The sequence below is a fragment of the Delftia sp. WSY_16 genome (assembly GCF_043104415.1).
Taxonomy (GTDB): domain Bacteria; phylum Pseudomonadota; class Gammaproteobacteria; order Burkholderiales; family Burkholderiaceae_C; genus Comamonas; species Comamonas tsuruhatensis.
Genome location: NZ_JBICKS010000003.1, coordinates 475,563 through 493,813, shown reverse-complemented (window position 1 = coordinate 493,813; position 18,251 = coordinate 475,563). Strand labels below are relative to the sequence as shown.

The 18,251-nt window shown below is 68.6% G+C and carries 18 protein-coding genes; 16 read left to right on the top strand and 2 right to left on the bottom strand.

What is annotated here, in order from left to right; all coding sequences use genetic code 11:
• Window positions 1-245: 245 nt before the first annotated feature.
• The 12 genes from ACF8O7_RS03060 (at window position 246) to ACF8O7_RS03005 (ending at window position 12,850) form a co-directional block, all read left to right on the top strand.
• The gene (locus ACF8O7_RS03060) at window positions 246-1,016 is read left to right on the top strand and encodes an SDR family oxidoreductase (protein ID WP_012202888.1); all 771 of its coding nucleotides are present in this window, start codon (window positions 246-248) and stop codon (window positions 1,014-1,016) included.
• Window positions 1,017-1,027: 11 nt separating this feature from the next.
• Window positions 1,028-1,921, top strand: a complete 894-nt coding sequence (locus ACF8O7_RS03055) for an IclR family transcriptional regulator (RefSeq protein WP_392442233.1) — start codon at window positions 1,028-1,030, stop codon at window positions 1,919-1,921.
• Window positions 1,914-2,711 (top strand): SDR family oxidoreductase, encoded by a 798-nt coding sequence (locus ACF8O7_RS03050; protein ID WP_047217882.1) that lies wholly within the window; start codon window positions 1,914-1,916, stop codon window positions 2,709-2,711. Before ACF8O7_RS03055 ends, ACF8O7_RS03050 begins: the two co-directional genes overlap by 8 nt.
• Window positions 2,712-2,745: 34 nt before the next feature.
• On the top strand, window positions 2,746-4,452 hold the full coding sequence (locus ACF8O7_RS03045; RefSeq protein WP_016452045.1) for a thiamine pyrophosphate-binding protein: 1,707 nt from the start codon (window positions 2,746-2,748) through the stop codon (window positions 4,450-4,452).
• 35 nt (window positions 4,453-4,487) lie between these two features.
• The gene (locus ACF8O7_RS03040; RefSeq protein ID WP_047217884.1) at window positions 4,488-5,963 is read left to right on the top strand and encodes an aldehyde dehydrogenase; all 1,476 of its coding nucleotides are present in this window, start codon (window positions 4,488-4,490) and stop codon (window positions 5,961-5,963) included.
• 12 nt (window positions 5,964-5,975) lie between these two features.
• A complete protein-coding gene (locus tag ACF8O7_RS03035) occupies window positions 5,976-6,938 on the top strand; it encodes a VOC family protein (RefSeq protein ID WP_047217885.1) in 963 nt (320 codons plus the stop codon).
• A 52-nt stretch (window positions 6,939-6,990) separates the two neighbouring features.
• Complete coding sequence (locus tag ACF8O7_RS03030) at window positions 6,991-7,968, top strand: tripartite tricarboxylate transporter substrate binding protein (protein WP_047217886.1); 978 nt, start codon at window positions 6,991-6,993, stop codon at window positions 7,966-7,968.
• A gap of 184 nt (window positions 7,969-8,152) precedes the next feature.
• Complete coding sequence (locus ACF8O7_RS03025; protein ID WP_141830753.1) at window positions 8,153-8,374, top strand: recombinase-like helix-turn-helix domain-containing protein; 222 nt, start codon at window positions 8,153-8,155, stop codon at window positions 8,372-8,374.
• Window positions 8,375-8,398: 24 nt separating this feature from the next.
• The gene (locus tag ACF8O7_RS03020) at window positions 8,399-9,424 is read left to right on the top strand and encodes an aromatic ring-hydroxylating dioxygenase subunit alpha (protein WP_034363433.1); all 1,026 of its coding nucleotides are present in this window, start codon (window positions 8,399-8,401) and stop codon (window positions 9,422-9,424) included.
• Window positions 9,421-10,380 carry a PDR/VanB family oxidoreductase gene (locus ACF8O7_RS03015; RefSeq protein ID WP_392442228.1) on the top strand — a complete coding sequence of 320 codons (960 nt, stop codon included), beginning with the start codon at window positions 9,421-9,423 and terminating at the stop codon, window positions 10,378-10,380. The genes ACF8O7_RS03020 and ACF8O7_RS03015 overlap by 4 nt, the downstream gene beginning before the upstream one ends.
• 77 nt (window positions 10,381-10,457) lie before the next feature.
• On the top strand, window positions 10,458-11,525 hold the full coding sequence (locus ACF8O7_RS03010; protein WP_013804504.1) for a porin: 1,068 nt from the start codon (window positions 10,458-10,460) through the stop codon (window positions 11,523-11,525).
• Window positions 11,526-11,554: 29 nt separating this feature from the next.
• The gene (locus tag ACF8O7_RS03005) at window positions 11,555-12,850 is read left to right on the top strand and encodes an MFS transporter (RefSeq protein ID WP_016449106.1); all 1,296 of its coding nucleotides are present in this window, start codon (window positions 11,555-11,557) and stop codon (window positions 12,848-12,850) included.
• Window positions 12,851-12,856: 6 nt separating this feature from the next.
• Here ACF8O7_RS03005 and ACF8O7_RS03000 read toward each other — a convergent pair whose 3' ends face one another.
• Complete coding sequence (locus tag ACF8O7_RS03000) at window positions 12,857-13,765, bottom strand: LysR family transcriptional regulator (protein WP_034363435.1); 909 nt, start codon at window positions 13,763-13,765, stop codon at window positions 12,857-12,859.
• 72 nt (window positions 13,766-13,837) lie between these two features.
• On the opposite strand from ACF8O7_RS03000, the gene ACF8O7_RS02995 reads away from it, so the two are divergent.
• From ACF8O7_RS02995 to ACF8O7_RS02980, 4 genes are all read left to right on the top strand, one after another.
• The gene (locus tag ACF8O7_RS02995; protein ID WP_034363438.1) at window positions 13,838-14,503 is read left to right on the top strand and encodes an HAD family hydrolase; all 666 of its coding nucleotides are present in this window, start codon (window positions 13,838-13,840) and stop codon (window positions 14,501-14,503) included.
• 66 nt (window positions 14,504-14,569) lie between these two features.
• Entirely contained in the window at window positions 14,570-15,583 is a 1,014-nt protein-coding gene (locus ACF8O7_RS02990) for a tripartite tricarboxylate transporter substrate binding protein BugD (RefSeq protein WP_012202902.1), read from the top strand.
• Between the two features lie 19 nt (window positions 15,584-15,602).
• Window positions 15,603-16,745 (top strand): DSD1 family PLP-dependent enzyme, encoded by a 1,143-nt coding sequence (locus ACF8O7_RS02985; protein WP_392442225.1) that lies wholly within the window; start codon window positions 15,603-15,605, stop codon window positions 16,743-16,745.
• On the top strand, window positions 16,735-17,130 hold the full coding sequence (locus tag ACF8O7_RS02980) for a RidA family protein (RefSeq protein ID WP_046238581.1): 396 nt from the start codon (window positions 16,735-16,737) through the stop codon (window positions 17,128-17,130). The genes ACF8O7_RS02985 and ACF8O7_RS02980 overlap by 11 nt, the downstream gene beginning before the upstream one ends.
• A 31-nt stretch (window positions 17,131-17,161) precedes the next feature.
• Here the strand turns inward: ACF8O7_RS02980 and corA are convergent, their stop codons facing one another.
• Entirely contained in the window at window positions 17,162-18,148 is a 987-nt protein-coding gene (gene corA / locus ACF8O7_RS02975; RefSeq protein ID WP_016449112.1) for a magnesium/cobalt transporter CorA, read from the bottom strand.
• Between the last annotated feature and the right edge of the window lie 103 nt (window positions 18,149-18,251).

Sequence of the window (18,251 nt, the reverse complement as noted above, 5' to 3'; positions counted from 1 at the left end):
TCGCTGCGGTCGGCCGCCGGGCCGAAACCCGGCTCCCGCCCGCAGGGCGGGCATGTCCTCGCAAGCCATAAAACGCCCCCATCCAAAACACACCCAGACACACCTCTGTCATCCATTTCCCACACGTCTCCGTGTTTTCCCCAATCCCACCCCGAACCATCAGTCCTAAACTCACGCTTGTTTCAAGAAAAAAGTGTCATTTCAAATTTGAAACAGACACAAACCCCCTTCGATTGAGGTACGCCATGAACACCACGCCCTCCACAGGCCAGCTTGCCGGCCGCCGCATCCTCGTCACAGGCTCGGCGCGCGGCCTGGGCTTTGCGTTCGCCAAGGCCTTTTGCGAGCAGGGCGCGCGTGTCGCCATGGCCGATCTGCGCGAGGAGCTGCTGGCCGAGTCCGTGGCCCGGCTGCGTGCGCAGGGCTTCGAGGCCCATGGCTTCGGGCTGGATGCCGGCAATCCGGAGTCGATAGAGCGCTGCGCGCAGCAGGCCGTGCAGGCGCTGGGCGGGCTGGACGGCCTGGTGAACAACGCGGCCGTGACCGATTCGGGCGGCAAGGGCATGGACGACATCGATCTGGACAAGTGGGACCAGGTGATGAACGTGAACGTGCGTGGCGTGTGGCTGATGACGCGGGCCTGCCGCGCCGCGCTGCGCGACAGCGGCCGGGGCGCCATCGTGAACCTGGCGTCCGACACCGCGATGTGGGGCGCCCCGAACCTGATGGCCTATGTGGCCAGCAAGGGCGCGGTGATGGCCATGACGCGTTCCATGGCGCGCGAGCTGGGCGCCGACGGCATCACCATCAACGCCGTGGCGCCGGGCCTGGTGCTGGTGGAGGCCACGGAATACGTGCCCGAGCACCGCCACCGCCTGTACATCGACCAGCGCGCGCTGCAGCGCGAGCAGCGGCCCGAGGATGTGTCGGGCGCCGTGGCCTACGCGCTGTCCGATGGCGCGCGCTTCGTGACGGGGCAGGTGCTGCCCGTCAACGGCGGCTTCGTCATGAATTGAAGGGGTTCGCCATGACCGACACCACCCCGTCCGGGAATGCCGAGAGCGCCGAGAGCGCGGACAACGGCGCCGACAAGTACATGGTGCCCGCGCTGGAGCGCGGCCTGCGCCTGCTGCAGGAGTTCGGGCGCGGCAATGCCACGCTGGGCGCGCCCGAGCTGGCGCGCCGCCTGCAGCTGCCGCGCGCCACGGTGTTCCGCATGCTCAACACACTGGAGGCCATGGGCTTTCTGCAGCGTGCCGAGGGCAGCAATGACTACCGGCTGGGCCTGTCCGTGCTGCGCCTGGGCTTCGAGTTCCTGTCGTCCATGGACCTGACCGAGCTGGGCCAGCCCGTGATCGCGCGGCTGTGCGGCGAGATCCGCTACCCCTGCAACATCGTGGTGCGCGATGGCCGCTCCATCGTCTATGTGGCCAAGGTCACGCCACCCACGCCGCTGACCAGTTCGGTGCGCGTGGGCACGCGCCTGCCTGCCCATGCCACGGCACTGGGCCGCGTGCTGCTGGCCGACCTGTCCCTGCCCGAGCTGCGCGCGCTCTACCCCGAGGAGCACCTGGAAGCGCACACGCCCAAGACGCCGCGCACGGTGCTGGACCTGTTCAACCTGGTCGAGGCCGACCGCGAGCGCGGCCATGTGTTCAGCGAGGGCTTCTACGAAAGCTCCATCTGCACCATCGCCGCCCCCGTGCGCGACCACAGCGGCCGCGTGGTGGCGGCGCTGGGCACGACGGTTCCCGCGCCCCATGTGGAGGAGGGCCGTGCCGAGACCCTGATCGCCGGCGTCTGCGACGCGGCGGCCGAGCTGTCCGAGCTGCTGAACTACCGACCGCAAGCGCAAACGCAGACGCAGACGGCACAGCTGCTTTCCCTCAATTCCCGGCGCGCAGGAGGCGGCCATGTTTGATTCCCAACTCAAGGACACCACGGCCGTCGTCACCGGCGGCTCTTCGGGCATTGGCCTGGCCACGGTCGATCTGCTGCTGTCGCAGGGCGCGCGTGTCGCCCTGTGCGGGCGCAGCGCCGAACGCCTGGAGCAGGCCGTGCAGCAGCTGCGCGGGCGCCATCCCGAGGCCCGCCTGTTCGCCCAGGCCTGCGACGTGCTCGACGCCGCCCAGGTGCAGCAATTCGCGCGTGACAGCGAGGCTGCGCTGGGTCCGGCCTCCATCCTCGTGAACAACGCGGGCCAGGGCCGGGTCTCGACGTTTGCCAGCACCGACGATGCGGCCTGGACCGAGGAGCTGCACCTGAAGTTCTTCTCGGTGCTGCATCCCACGCGCGCCTTTTTGCCGCAGCTCGAGCGCACGGCTGAGCCGGCCATCGTCTGCGTCAATTCGCTGCTGGCCTCGCAGCCCGAGCCGCACATGGTGGCCACCTCGGCCGCGCGCGCCGGCCTCAAGAACCTGGTGCGCTCCATGGCCACCGAGTTCGCGCCCAAGGGCGTGCGCGTCAACGGCATCCTGGTCGGCCTGATCGAGTCCGGCCAGTGGCGCCGCCGCTTCGAGGCGCGCGAGGACCGCAGCCAGGACTGGAACGCCTGGAGCGCCGACCTCGCCCGCAAGAAGTCCATTCCGCTGGGCCGCCTGGGCTCGCCCGACGAGGCCGCACGCGCCATCTTCTATCTCGCCACGCCCCTGTCCTCCTACACGACCGGCAGCCACATCGACGTCTCCGGTGGTCTTGCACGGCAAGCGTAGTGCTCCAGCCCCTTCACCCGATTCAAAGCAGAACATGACTTCTTCCGCATCCAAAATCACCGTCGGCGCCGTTGTGGCCCAGTTCCTCGAACACTGCGGCGTGCAGGCCGCGTTCGGGGTGATCTCCATCCACAACATGCCCATCCTGGACGCGATGCATGCGCGCGGCAGGGTCCGCTTCGTGATGGCGCGCGGCGAGGCCGGCGCCGGCAACATGGCCGATGCCTGCGCGCGTTCCACCTCCAGCCTGGGCGTGTGCATCACCAGCACCGGCCCGGCCGCAGGCAACATTGCGGGCAGCCTGGTGGAGGCCTATACGGCCGGCACGCCGCTGCTGCACATCACGGGCCAGATCGAGACGCAGTACCTGGACCAGAAGCTGTCGTACATCCACGAGGCTCCCGACCAGCTGACCATGCTGGGCGCCGTGTCCAAGGCGGCGTTCCGCGTGCGCAGCGCCGAGACCTGCCTGTCCACCCTGAAGGCCGCCGTGCAGGCCGCCATGACCGCGCCGACCGGCCCGGTGAGCGTTGAGATTCCCATCGACATCCAGCAGACCGTGATCGACATGCCGGCCGACCTGTCGCCGCTGCCGGTGGCCGTGCTGGCCCCCAGCGAGGCATCGCTGGATGCGCTGGCCGACACGCTGGCCAAGGCACGCCGCCCGCTGCTGTGGCTGGGTGGCGGCGCACGCCACGCAGTCGCTGCCGTGCAGCGCCTGAAGGCGCTGGGCTTCGGCATCGTCAGCACGGGCCAGGGCCGCGGCATCGTGGCCGAGGACGATCCGGCCTCGCTGGGCGCCTACAACATCCAAAAGCCCGTGGAGGCCTTCTACCAGCGCTGCGACGCCATGCTGGCCGTGGGCACGCGCCTGCGCAGCAACGAGACGCTGAAGTACGAATTGAAGCTGCCGCGCCCGCTGCTGCGCATCGATGTGGACGCCGCCCAGCAGGGCCGCTGCTACGCCGATGACGGCTTTGTCTGCGGCGACTCGGCCCTGGCGCTGACGGGCCTGGCCGACCGGCTGGAGGCACGCGGCTACAAGGCCGACCCCGAGCTGCTGGCCGACCTGCGCCAGGTGCACGACGAGGCCGTGGCCACCATGCGCGACGGCCTGGGCCCGTACAGCGTGCTGGTGCAGGAGCTGCAAAAGGCCGTGGGCCGCAACTTCAACTGGGTGCGCGACGTGACCGTCTCCAACAGCACCTGGGGCAACCGCGAGCTGCGCTTTTTCGAGCCCAACGCGGGTGTGCACGCCACGGGCGGCGGCATCGGCATGGGCATGCCCATGGCCATCGGCGCGGCCGTGGGCGCGGCGGTCAGCGGCTCGGGCCGCAAGACGCTGGGCCTGGCGGGCGATGGCGGCTTCATCCTGAACCTGGGCGAGCTGGCCACGCTGGTGCAGGAAGAGTGCGACACCCTGATCGTGCTGATGAACGACCAGCGCTACGGCGTGATCCAGAACATCCAGGACGCCTCCTACGGCGGCCGCCGCTGCTATGTGGAGCTGCACACGCCCGACTACGCGCAGCTGTGCGCCTCCATCCAGCTGCCCCATGCCCGCGTTCAAGACCTCAAGGAGCTGCCGGCGGTGCTGCAGTCGGCCTGGACGAAGAAGGGCCCCTTCCTGCTGGAGATCGACATGCGCGCCATCGGCAATTTCAAGGCCACGTTCTCTGGCCCGCCCGTGAACAAGCTGGACCAGATCCCGGCCACCACCACGGCCACCAAGGCCGCCTGAGGCGGCTGGATTCGAACGAACGAGAGAGGCTCACCATGTCGAACCTGGAACTGCTCCCCATCAACATCGCCGGCGAATGGCGCCTGGGCGGCGGCGGCGAATCCACCACGCTCTATCCCGCCACCGGCGAAGTGGTGGGCCGCCTGCGCGCGCCCAGCCTGGAGGATGTGGAAGAGGCCATCCAGAAGGCCGACCACGCCTTCCGCACCAGCGGCTGGGCCCAGAAAAAGCCCCATGAACGCGCGGCCGTGCTGCACCGCGTGGCCCAGCTGATCCGCGAGCGCGCCGAGCCCCTGGCCCAGCTGCAGCGCCTGGACAACGGCAAGCCCATCAAGGAAACACGCATGCTGGTGGCCAGCGCCGCCGCCACCTTCCAGTTCTTTGCAGCGGCCTGCGAGACCATGGAGGAAACCATCACGCCCTCGCGCGGCGACTTCATGACCATGAGCGTGTACGAGCCCATGGGCGTGGTGGCGGCCATCACGCCGTGGAACTCGCCGATCGCCAGCGAGGCGCAAAAGCTCGCTCCGGCGCTGGCCGCCGGCAACGCCGTGGTCGTCAAGCCCGCCGAGGCCACGCCGCTGCTGGCGCTGGAGCTGGCGAAGATCTGCGAAGAGGCCGGCGTGCCCAAGGGCCTGGTCAGCGTGCTGCCGGGCCGGGGCTCGGTGATCGGCGACGCCATCACCAAGCATCCGCTGGTCAAGCGCGTGTCGTTCACGGGCGGCACGTCCACGGGCAAGCACATCGCCCACATCGCGGCAGACAAGATGATGCCGGTCTCGCTGGAGCTGGGCGGCAAGTCGGCCACCATGGTGCTGGCCGATGCCGACATCGATCATGCCGTCAACGGCGTGCTCTACGGCATCTTCAGCTCCTCGGGCGAGTCGTGCATCGCGGGCTCGCGCCTGTTCGTGGCGCGCAGCCTGCATGCCGAATTCATGCAGCGCCTGACGGCCAAGGCCGCCGCGCTGCAGGTGGGCGACCCGGCCGACGAGCGTACGCAGATGGGGCCGCTGATCACCGCCAAGCACCGCGAATCCATAGAGAGCTATGTGGCCCTGGGCCTGTCCGAGGGCGGCCGGCTGCTCACGGGCGGCCAGCGGCCCGAGGGCGCGCAGTTCGAGCGCGGCTACTACTACCGCCCCACCATCATCGACGGCGTGAAGAACGACTGGCAGATCTGCCAGCAGGAAATCTTCGGCCCCGTGCTCGTGGCCATGCCCTTCGACAACGAGGACGACCTGCTCGCCCAGGCCAACGACAGCGTCTACGCGCTGGCCGCCGGCATCTGGACGCGCGACTACAAGAGCGCCTGGCGCATTGGCCGCGCCGTGCAGGCCGGCACGGTCTGGATCAACACCTACAAGCAGTTCTCCATCTCCACGCCCTTCGGCGGCTGGCGCGACAGCGGCCTGGGCCGCGAGAAGGGACGGCTGGGCATACAGCAGTACATGGAGCAAAAGAGCATGTACTGGGGCTTGAACGACCAGCCTTTGGCCTGGGCGAACTGAAAGGGAATCGACATGAGCGTACTGGGCATAGACGAAATCACCTACGGCGCGGACGACCTGGCCACCTGCCGCCGCTTCTTCCTGGACTGGGGCCTGGCGCTGGTGCAGGAAGCGGACGACCGGCTGGTGTTCGAGACCCTCAACGGCTGCCGCGTGATCGTGGCCGCCGTGGACCATCCCGATCTGCCGCCCGCCATCGAGGCCGGCCCCACGCTGCGCGAAGTGGTCTGGGGTGTGGAAAGCGAGGCGGACCTTGCGCTGTACGCCAGCCGCATTGCCGCGCTGCCGGGCTTCACACAGGGCCAGGGGCGCATAGGCTGCACCGACCCCAATGGCCTGTCCGTGCGCCTGCAGGTCACGCAAAAGCGTGATGTGGATGTGCAAGGCGCCGCCTACAACACCTGGAACCGCAAGGACCGCGTCAACCAGGCCAGCCCGGCCTACGAACGCGCCCAGCCCATCGAGGTCGGCCATGTGGTGTTCTTCGTCAAGGACGTGCAGGCCTGCGAGCGCTTCTACGTGGACAACTTCGGCTTCGCAGCCTCGGACCGCTACCCCGAGCGCGGTGCCTTCCTGCGCTGCGCACCCGACGGCGGCCACCACGACATCTTCCTGCTGCAGCGCCCCGCCAAGGACGCTGGCCTGAACCACGTGGCCTTCACGGTGCGCGACATCCACGAGGTCTTCGGCGGCGGCATGCACATCTCGCGCTGCGGCTGGGACACCCAGCTGGGCCCGGGCCGCCATCCCGTGTCCTCGGCCTATTTCTGGTACTTCCGCAATCCGGCCGGCGCCCTGGTCGAGTACTACGCCGACGAGGACCAGCTCACCGCCGACTGGCAGCCCCGCGAGTTCGAGCCCGGCCCCACGGTGTTTGCCGAATGGGCCATCGATGGCGGCATCGACGGCAACACCCGGCGCCAAAAGGGCGTGGGTACCAGCGACGGGAAATTCATCACCGACAAGCGGCATTGAGACCGCGCCTGACGGCCTACCCCCACAACCCAACCACCCCACGGCCCCCACCATGAACAAGACACGTCGCCAGGTTTCTCTTGCCGCTGCATTCCTGGCTGCAGCCACGCTGTCCGGCACCGCGATGGCCCAGGCCTATCCGGCCAAGCCCATCACCATCATCGTGGCCTATCCGGCCGGTGGCGACACCGATGCCATGGCGCGCCTGTATGCCGAGAAGCTGTCCACGCGCCTGGGCCAGCCCGTGCTGGTGGACAACCGCCCCGGCGCCAGCGGCACCATCGGCAGCGTGCATGTGGCCAAGGCCTCGCCGGACGGCTACACGCTGCTGCTGGCGCCCAATACCTTCGCCATCGCGCAGTTCGTGCTCAAGACGGCCTCGGGCTCCAGCTACGACGTGCTGCACGGCTTCACGCCCATCGTGCAGACCAGCGTGCAGCCCATGTTCGTGGCCACCAACCAGGCCTCGGGCATCAAGGACATGAAGACCCTGATCGCCCAGGGCAAGCGCGACGGCCTGACCTACGCCAGCCCCGGCAGCGGCTCGCCCATGCACATCCTGGGCGAGATGTTCAACCGCGCCGCCGGCACGCGCATCGCCCACATTCCCTACAAGGGCGTGGCACCTGCCGTCAACGACCTGATCGGCGGCCATGTGCCCACGACCTTCATGACCTGGGGCCCGATCGCGCCCTACGTCGGCGGCAAGGTCACCGCCCTGGCCGTGGCCGACAGCCAGCGCAGCGCGCTGGCCCCCAATGTGCCCACCCTGGCCGAGCTGGGCGTCAAGGACGTGGAAGTGTCCGCATGGCAGGGCCTGTTCGGCCCCAAGGGCATGTCGCCCGAGACCGTGAAGCTGCTGAACACGCACCTCAACGAGATCCTGAAGATGCCCGACGTGGTCTCCAAGATGGCCACCTTCGGCGCGCTGCCCGCAGGCGGCGAGCCCGCGCGCCTGGAAAAGACGAATGCCGCCGATTTCAATCGCTTCGGCAAGCTCATCAAAGACCTGGATATCAGGGCTGACTAAATGACCTACCCCCTGAGTCGCTTCGCGCCTTCCCCCAAGGGGGACGACACCCTCGGTGCGGGGCGGCCCTTCCTCGGTGTCCCTGAGGTCGGGCTGCGCCGGTTTCACGCGATACGGGTGGCGGGCGACGCTCCGGGCAATGAAGCCGAACCACGATTCAAGACAGTTTTCGAAGGAGAGAACCATGGCCGCTGATCGCTATCTCGAGCCGCACCAGGCGCGCGAACGTGCCCCCACCCTGATGGAAGACCTGCTGGGCGATTCCATCGAACGCGCCTTCGGCGAAGGCGTGCAGACCCTGCCCGAACTGGTGGCCTACCTCAACCGCAGCGGCCCCGCCGGCGAGAACGGCGAGGCCTGGACCGAAGACAGCTTCCAGGCGCTGATGGCGCGGCTGGGCTATTGATACCGAGCAGGACTGGAGAGCCCCATGAACGTACAAACCATCACCATCGATCCGGTGGACGGCCTGCTCAACAAAGGCCTGAAGAACCTCTGGTACGCGGTCTGCCCCTCGGACTTCGTGAAGACCCAGCCCGTGTCGGTGCGCCGCTTCGGCCGCAAGATCGCGCTGTGGCGCGATGCCGCCGGCCAGGTCCACGCGCTGGAAGACCATTGCCCGCACCGCGGCGCGCCGCTGTCGCAGGGCGTGATCCTGGGCGACCGCCTGGCCTGCCCCTACCACGGCGTGGAAGTGCGCTGTGATGGCACCGTGACCAAGGTGCCCGGCAGCCCCGGCTGCAAGCTCGAAGGCTCGCGCGCGGCGCTGGCCTTCCATGCACGCGAGGCGCATGGCGCCATTTTTCTCTACAACAGCGACAAGGCCGTTGACGAGGCGCCCGAGTTCACGCTGCCCGAGGAGCTGACCTCGCCCGAGTACTCCAACTTCCTGTGCTATGCCGAGTGGCGCAGCGACTACCGCTATGCGCTGGACAACGTCATGGACCCCATGCACGGCACCTTCCTGCACAAGCAGTCGCACTCCATGGCCGAGGGCGACAGCAAGGCCACGTTCCAGGTGCGCGAGACCGATGACGGCTTCGTCTTCGAGAAGGTGGGCCAGCGCGGCGTGAACTTCGACTGGACCGAGTGGGGCAGCACGGGCGTGCACTGGATGCGCCTGGAGATTCCGTACCCCAAGACCGGCGGCCCCGGCGGCAACTTCGCCATCGTGGCCTGCGTCACGCCCATCAGCGCCGACCTGTGCTCCGTGTTCTTCTGGCGCTGCCGCAAGGTGCAGGGCTGGATGCGCGACACCTGGCGCTTCCTGTACCGCAACCGCCTGGAGGCGCGCCACTGGGCCGTGCTGGAGCAGGACCGGATCATGATGGAGCAGATGGAGCTGGACGCCAACGAGCGCGAGAACCTCTACCAGCACGACATCGGCCTGGTGCGCCTGCGCCGCCACCTGCGCCGCCTGGCCCAGGAGCAGATCGACGAAGGCGCCGCATCATGAGCACCAACCTCCAGGCCTTCGTGCACACGCTGCGCTTCGAGGCCCAGGACACCATCAGCGTGGACCTGCGGCCCGTGGCGGGCGGGGAGCTTCCCGCCTTCACGCCGGGCTCGCACATCGATCTGCACCTGCCCAACGGCCTGGTGCGCAGCTACTCGCTGAGCAACCCCAGCGAGGAGCGCCACCGCTACGTGGTCGGCGTGCTGCGCGACCGCGCCAGCCGCGGCGGCTCGCGCTGCGTGCACGAGTCGCTGCGCGTGGGCATGCCCATCACCATCTCCGAGCCGCGCAACCATTTCGCGCTGGACGAAAGCGCCGCGCACACCGTGCTGGTGGCCGGCGGCATCGGCATCACGCCGCTGCTGTGCATGGCACGCCGCCTCAAGGGCCAGGGCCGCTCGTTCGAGATGCTGTACTTCGCCCGCGAGCGCAAGGGCGCGGCCTTCCTGGAAGAGCTGCAGGCGCTGGGCATGCCGCTGCACCTGCACTTCGACAGCGAGGCCGGCGGCCCGCCCGACCTGCGCGCGCTGCTGGCCCAACGCCAGCCCGACGCGGGCACGCACCACTACGCCTGCGGCCCCACGCCCATGCTGGACGCCTTCGAGAAGTTCTGCGCCGAGCTGGGCCACGCCAACGCCCACATCGAGCGCTTCACACCCGTGGAGATCAAGGCCGCCGACGATGCGCGCAGCAACTACACGGTGGAGCTCAAGCGCAGCGGCCGCTTCATCGAGATCACACCCGAGAAGTCGCTGCTCGACACCCTGCTGGATGCCGGCATCCAGATGGACCACAGCTGCTGCGAAGGCGTCTGCGGCTCCTGCGAGACGCGCGTGCTCGAAGGCATTCCGGACCACCGCGACTCGGTGCTCAGCCCCAAGGAAAAGGCCAGCAACAAAGTGATGATGGTCTGCGTTTCCGGCTGCAAGAGCGAACGTTTAGTGCTCGATATCTGAGCAGGCAATCAGACCTGCACGGCAACAACCCACCACCCCCAAGCCCCCCAAGCCACCACCCCAGAGGAGACAACCCCATGAAAACCATCCATACGCCCATGCTGGGCGTGGCGCTAGCCTGCCTGGCGTCCTTGCCCGGTGCCGCTTCGGCGCAGTCCAAGGTCGAGATCTTCGGCGTCGTCGATGTCGGCGTCACGCACCTGAACGGCTCCGGCCCCTCCAAGACCGGCCTGTCCACGGGCGGCGCCAACATCAGCCGCCTCGGCTTTCGCGGCACGGAAGAGCTGGGCGGCGGCCTGCGCGCTGGCTTCTGGCTGGAGGCGGGCATGGACGTGGACAGCGGCTCGGGCAAGGCCAGCGGTGGCGGCCTGAGCTTCAACCGCCGCTCCACCGTGAGCCTGTCGGGCGACTTCGGCGAAGTGCGCCTGGGCCGAGATGACTCGGCCACCTTCCTGAGCACGCTGATCTTCGACCCCTTCCTCACCAACGGCGTGGGCGGCACCATGGGCTTCACCATGCTGGGCATTCCCGGCACGGGCACGGCCACGGGCGGCGCGCCCATCCAGATCAGCAACGCGGTCAGCTATTTCCTGCCGCAGAACCTGGGCGGCTTCTACGGCCAGGTGCAGGTGGCCATGGGCGAGCAGGCGCGCAGCGCACCCAACAAGAACCAGGGCGACTACCGCGGCCTGCGCTTCGGCTACCGCCAGGGCCCCTTCAACGGCGCACTGGCCACGGGCAAGTTCTATGGCGACAGCGATGCGACCAACCTCACGGCCAGCAACGTGGGCCTGAGCTGGGACTTCGGCGTGGCCAAGCCCATGCTGCTGTGGGCCAGCGAAAAGCGCGGCGCCCTCAAGGTCACCGCCCTGCAGCTGGGCGTGACCGCGCCCGTGGGCATGGGCGAGTTCAAGGCCTCCTACGGCCACTACAACACCGACGGCAGCAATGCCGACTGGAACAAGATCAGCGTGGGCTACGGGCACAACCTGTCCAAGCGCACCCAGGTCTACGGCACGGTGGCCTTCCTCAAGAACAAGGACGGCGCGGCCAAGTCCATCGGCGTGCAGGGCCTGTCGGCCCCGGGCACCACGCTGGGCGGCCGCTCCTCCGGCTTCGAGGTGGGCGTGCGCCACTTCTTCTGATACAGCCCATCGGGCGATAGAGACTTGCCATGAAAGATATGCGTGCGGCCCGCTGGTGGGGGGTGATCAGCCTCTTCATCATCGTCGCCATCTCCTATGTGGACCGGATCAACCTTTCGATCCTCATCCTCGACCAGGGATTTCTGGACCACATCGGGCTGACGCACGACGACCGCACGCGCCAGGGCCTGCTGGCCACGGCCTTCATGGTGGGCTACGGCGTTTCTTCCTTCGTGTTGACGCCGTTTTGCGCGGCGCTCTTCGGCGTGCGCCGAAGCCTGGTGGTCGGCCTGCTGCTGTGGGGCGCCGTGTCCTTTCTGTCCCCGGCCATGAACAGCTATGGCCTGCTGCTGGCCTCGCGCATCCTGCTGGGCATCTCCGAAGGGCCGCTGTACTCGCTGGCGGGCAGCTACATCAAGGCGCATTTCCAGAGCCACGAGAACGGCCTGCCCAACTCCTTCGTGAACATGGGCACGGGACTGGGGCTGGCGGTGGGCTATCCGCTGATCGGCTACCTGGTGGCCGGCCATGACTGGCAGACCTCGTTCCACGTGCTGGGCCTGATCAATGTGGCCATCGGCATTCCGCTGGTGCTGGCCTTCATCCGCATGCCCCGCGTGGACACCGGCATGCCGCGCCCGCGCTCGCTGGGCGAGGCGGTGGGCCAGGTCGGCCAGATCGTGCGCGGCGCCATGCACACGCGCTACCTGGTGCTGGTGGCCGTGCTGTCGGCGGCCTTCTTCTCCTACCTCTGGGGCAGCAGCAACTGGCTGCCGGCCTACCTGGAGTCGCGCGGCTTTTCGCTGCGCGAGATGGGCTGGCTGGCCTCGCTGCCGCAGTACGCCACGGTATTGGCCGTGCTGGTCGGCGGCATCGTCATCGACCGCCTGCCGCGCCGCCAGGTGCCGCTGATCTTCGTCGGCGGCAGCCTGGGCCTGGCGCTGGCCATCTGGCTGGCCATCCACATGGAAGACCGCTACGCGGCGGCCTACTGCCTGATCGCCGCCAACTTCTGCTGGGGCCTGATGAGCCCGGCCATCCCCAGCACCGTGCAGTACTGCGCGCGGCCCGAGCATGTGGCCAGCGCCTACGGCGTCGTCAACGGCACGGCGACCCTGGTGGCGGGCTTCATGCCCGCGCTCATGGGGGCCGTCATCGGCTGGACATCGCATTCGGCCGGCGGCGGTTTCGTTGCCGGCTTCGGCCTGCTGGTGGGCACGCAGCTGGTGGTCATGGTCTGCGGCCTGGTGCTGTGGCTGCGCGAGCGCGGCCAGGGCACCCACGGTGCCAGCGATGCCCGGGATACGTCCGCGCGCACGGCCTGACCTGCACTACAGCGCGCCCGCTGCGGCGCACTGCTCCAGAAACGTCACCAGGGCCTGCACGCGCGCCGTGCGTCCCTTGCGCGTGGGCACCAGCAGGGTGACGGGCGCGCTGCCGAAATGCCAGTCGGGCAGCACGCGCACCAGCCGGCCCTCGGCAATGGCCGGTGCCATGTCCCATTGCGAACGCAGCACCAGGCCCAGGCCCTGTTCGGCCCAGTGGCGGGCCACGCCGCCATCGTTGGTCACATAGGACGGCGTCACGCGCAGTGTCTGGCCGTCCACGGCACGCCGGCTGGCGGCGGGGCGCAGGTGCCACAGCGTCACATCCTCCTCGTTCTCGCGGATGCAGATGCAGGCGTGCTCCAACAGCTCGCGCGGCGTGGCGGGCGTGCCATGGCGGCGCAGGTAGTCGGGGCTGGCGCACAGCCAGCGGTCGTTGGCAGCCAGCTCGCGCGCCACCCAGGAGGAGTCGCGCACCGTGCCGATGTGGACCACGGCATCGGCATCGTGGCGGTCGGGGAAAGGCGTTTCGCGCAGGTCCAGCTGCAGTTTCAGTTGCGGGTGCTGGCGCGTGAAGGGCACCAGGGCCGGGGCCAGCCGGCTGCGCCCGTAGCCGAAGGGCGCGGCCAAGCGCAGCGTGCCGCCCAGCTGGCGGGCATCGCCGTGCAGCGAGTCGCGCAACTCCTCGATCTGGCCCAGCAGCCGCACGGCCTCGCGGGCAAAGCGCTCGCCCTCGGGTGTCAGCGCCAGGCGCCGCGCGCTGCGGTTGGCCAGGGACAGGCCCAGTTCGGCCTCCAGTCGGCGCAGGCGCATGGACAGTGCAGGCGGTGTCACGTCAAGCGCACGGGCCGCCGCGCTCAGCGAGCTTTCGCGTAGCAAGGCGGCGGCAAGCTGCAGGTCTTCGATGGCAATCATTCAATTTGCCTTAACGATTGATGACGGCGGATTTAACCACGACCATGGTCTTGGTCCGTACAGTGCCAAGTCATGAACACCCCATACCCCACCTCTGCCGCATGGCCCCGGGCCGTGCTCTTCGACCTGCTGACCGCCTTGCTGGACTCCTGGACCGTCTGGAATGCGGCCGCCGGCAGCGAGGCTGCCGGGCGCGACTGGCGCGCCGAATACCTGCGCCTGACCTATGGCTGCGGCGCCTACCAGCCCTATGAGGACCTGGTGCGCACGGCGGCCCGCAACCGGGGCCTGCCCGAGGCGGTGGCCGACAGGCTGGAGGCGCAATGGGAGCAGCTGCAGCCCTGGGATGGCGCACGCGAGCTGCTGGCCGCCCTGCGCCCGCACTGCCGCCTGGCCGTGGTGACCAATTGCTCCGAGCGCCTGGGTCAACGTGCCGCCGCGCTGCTGGGAGTGGATTGGGATGTGGTGGTGACCTCGGAAGCAGCAGGCTTCTACAAGCCCGACCCCCGGCCCTACCAGCTGGCGCTGGACCGGCTGGGGCTGCCTGCGGGCCAGGCCGCCTTCGTGGCCGGATCGGGCTATGACCTGTTCGGCACCTCGGCCGTGGGCCTGCGTACCTTCTGGCACAACCGCGTGGGCCTGTCGCGGCCCACGGGCGCGCCGCAGGCCGAGGCCGAAGCACCCACGCTGGCGCCGGCACTGCCCTGGCTCAGGGACTTTTCCCCGCAGCAGGGCTGAACCCCGAGGGTGCAGCCGGTGCTGTGCCCGCCGTCCTTTTCTGTCCACCCTTGTGAGGAGCCTGCCATGCAGCTGCGTCCAGCCCTGCCGTTGTCCCTTGTGTCCGCATTCCCGGTCCTGTCCATCGTCTGTGCCATGGCGTGGAGCCAGGGAGCCCTGGCGCAGGCCGGCGCTGCCTTTCCGGCCAGGCCGGTCACGCTGGTCGTGCCGTTTCCCCCGGGAGGCCCCAGCGATGCGCTGGCCCGTGCCGTGGCTCAGAAGATGGGGGAGCATCTGGGCCAACCCCTGGTGATCGAGAACCTGGGTGGCGCCAATGGAACCATCGGCCTGAACCAGGCGCGCAAGGCCGCCGCCGACGGCTACACCCTGTCCTTTGGCGGCATAGGCACGCATGTGGTCAATGTGGCCTTGTACCGCAAGCTGCCCTATGACCCCGTGGCCGACTTCGCCCCTGTGGGACCTGCAGGCGCGGCGCCCATGCTGCTGCTGGCGCGTGCCAATCTGCCGGCCTCCGATCTGCGCCAGTTCGCCGAGTGGCTCAAGCGCAACCAGGCCGCAGCCTCCTATGGCAGCGCCGGCGTGGGCTCGATATCGCACTATGGGTGCGTGCTGCTGCTGTCGGCGCTGGGCCAAAGCCCCACCCATGTTCCCTATCGCGGGATCGCGCCTGCCATGAACGATCTCATGGGCGGACAGACCGATTTCATGTGCGACCAGACGACGACGGCGCTGCCGCAGATCGCGGGCGGCCGCATCAAGGCGATTGCGGTGCTGGGAACACAGCGCCTGGCTCAGCTGCCGGGCACGGCGGCCAGCGCCGAGGCCGGCCACCCCCTGCAGGCGCGCTCATGGAACGCGATCTTCGCACCACGCGGCACGCCGCCGGCGGTGCTCGCGCGGCTGACGCGGTCGCTGCAGCACGCCATGGGCGATGCGGGCCTGCGCGCACAGATGGCCGCGCTGGGGGTGGAGCTGCCGTCGCCCGAGCAGGCCGTGCCGGCCACGGTCTCCGCCTTGATCGAACAGGGACTGCGCAACGACGTGCCTGCCCTCAAGGCCAAAGGCCAATACCTGGATTGACGATGGAGAGAGAAACACCATGCAAGACACACTACTGACCCTGGACACGCCCGCTGCCGTGATCGACCTCGCACGCATGCAGCGCAACATCCACCGCATGCAGCAGCGCATGGACGCGCAGGGCGTGCGCCTGCGCCCCCATGTGAAGACCAGCAAGAGCGTGCCCGTGGCCGCCGCGCAGCGCGCGGCCGGGGCCTCGGGCATCACGGTCTCCACCCTGAAGGAGGCCGAGCAGTTCTTTGCCGCTGGCACCACCGACATCCTCTATGCAGTCAGCATGGCGCCGCACCGCCTGCCGCAGGCCCTGCAACTGCGCCGGCGCGGCTGCGATCTCAAGCTCATCGTGGACAGCGTGGCGGCGGCCCAGGCCATTGCCGCGTTCGGCCGCGAACAGGGCGAGGCCTTCGAGGTATGGATAGAGATCGACACCGACGGCCACCGCTCCGGCGTGGGCGCCGAAGATGCGCCGCTGCTGCTGGCCATTGGCCGCACGCTGCACGACGGCGGCATGCGCCTGGGCGGCGTGCTCACGCATGCCGGCTCCAGCTACGAGTTGGACACGCCCGAGGCGCTGCAGGCGCTGGCCGAGCGCGAGCGCGCCGGCTGCGTGCAGGCCGCCGAAGCCCTGCGCGCGGCCGGCCTGCCGTGCCCCGTGGTCAGCGTGGGCTCCACGCCCACCGCGCTGGCGGCATGCCGGCTGGACGGCGTGACCGAGGTGCGCGCAGGCGTCTATGTGTTCTTCGACCTGGTGATGCGCAACATCGGCGTGTGCACGGCCGAGGACGTGGCGCTGTCGGTGCTGGCCACCGTGATCGGCCACCAGGCCGACAAGGGCTGGGCCATCGTGGACGCAGGCTGGATGGCCATGAGCCGCGACCGGGGCACGGCGAAACAGCGGCAGGACTTCGGCTACGGCCAGGTCTGCGACCTGCAGGGGCGGGTGATGCCGGGCTTCGTGCTGACCGGCGCCAACCAGGAGCACGGCATCCTGGCGCGCGCTGATGGCGCGATAGAGGCCGACATCGCCGCCCGCTTTCCCCTGGGCACGCGGCTGCGCATCCTGCCCAACCATGCCTGCGCCACGGGCGCGCAGTTCCCGGCCTACCAGGCGCTGGCGGTAGATGGCTCGGTGCAAACCTGGGAGCGGCTCCATGGCTGGTGAAAACGGGATCGATCTGCGCCATGCATCGCCGAACCTGCCTGCGCCGGGCGGCCACTACAGCCACACGGCCACGGGCCAGGGGCTGGTCTTCGTGTCAGGGCAGCTGCCCATACGGCCCGACGGCACGCGCCTGGTGGACGCCAGCTTCGAGGACCAGGCCCGGCAGGCGCTGGCCAACCTGGCAGCGGCGCTGGAGCTGGCCGGCAGCGGCGTGCCGCGGCTGCTGCAGGTGCGCGTGTACCTGGACGACATGGCGCACTGGCCGGCCTTCGACCGCATCTACGCGGACTGGGCCGGCACGCACCGGCCCGCGCGCGCCGTGGTGCCCACCGGGGCGCTGCATTTCGGGTTGAAGGTGGAAATCGAGGCCGTGGCGCTGGCCTGAAGAAAGCCCGGCCCGAGGGGGCCGGCTGCCGCTACTTCAGCCAGCCGCGCTTGCGGAAATACAGCATGGGCCCGACGGCGCTGAGCACCATGAGCGCGATGACGTAGACGTAGCCGAACTCCCACTCCAGCTCGGGCATGAAGCGGAAGTTCATGCCGTAGACGCTGGCGATCAGCGTGGGCGGCAGCAGGGCCACGCTGGCCACCGAGAAGATCTTGATGATCTTGTTCTGGTTGATGTTGATGAAGCCGACGGTGGCATCCATCAGGAAGTTGATCTTGTCGAAGAGGAAGGCCGTGTGGCTGTCCAGCGATTCGATGTCGCGCAGGATCTGGCGCGCTTCCTCGAACTGCTCGGCATTGAGCATCTTGGAACGCATCATGAAGCTGACGGCGCGGCGCGTGTCCATGACGTTGCGGCGGATGCGGCCGTTCAGGTCTTCCTGGCGCGCGATGGCGCCCAGCACCTCGCGGGCCACATCGTCGGTCACGTCGCCGGACAGCACCATCTTGCTGGCCTTCTCCAGGTCGTCGTAGATGCCTTCGAGCGTATCGGCCGAGTACTCGGCGTCGGCGTCGAACAGCTTGAGCAGCACGTCCTTGGCCTCGTCGATCAGGCCCGGCGCGCGGCGCGCGCGCATGCGCAGCAGCCGGAAGACCGGCACGTCCTCGTCATGGATGGAGAACAGCACGCCGCAGCTGCGCAGGTTCTTGTTGTGCTCGTTGACGATGAAGGCCACGCGCACGGAGCGGGGGTCCTCGTCATCGTCGATCAGGAAGTCGCTGCGGATGTGCAGCTCGCCGTTGTCTTCTTCGTAGAAGCGGGCCGATTCCTCGATGTCGTCGTCCATCGCATCTTCGGGGATGGACAACTCGTAGTGCTGCTTGATCCAGCGCTTTTCCTCGACCGTGGGCGACTCCAGGTCCACCCAGATCGGCTTGAAGCGGGACAGCTCCTCCAGCGACTCGATCTCTTCTTGAACCAGGCGGCCATTGGCCAGCGTAAAGATGTTGAGCATAGGCTCACTCCAGGTGTTCTTCTCAGGCGTGCGGGGTATCGGGGGTGCTTTCAACCCCACAGGCCAACCGGGAGTTGAAAGCTACCAACTGGGGTAGGTTTCC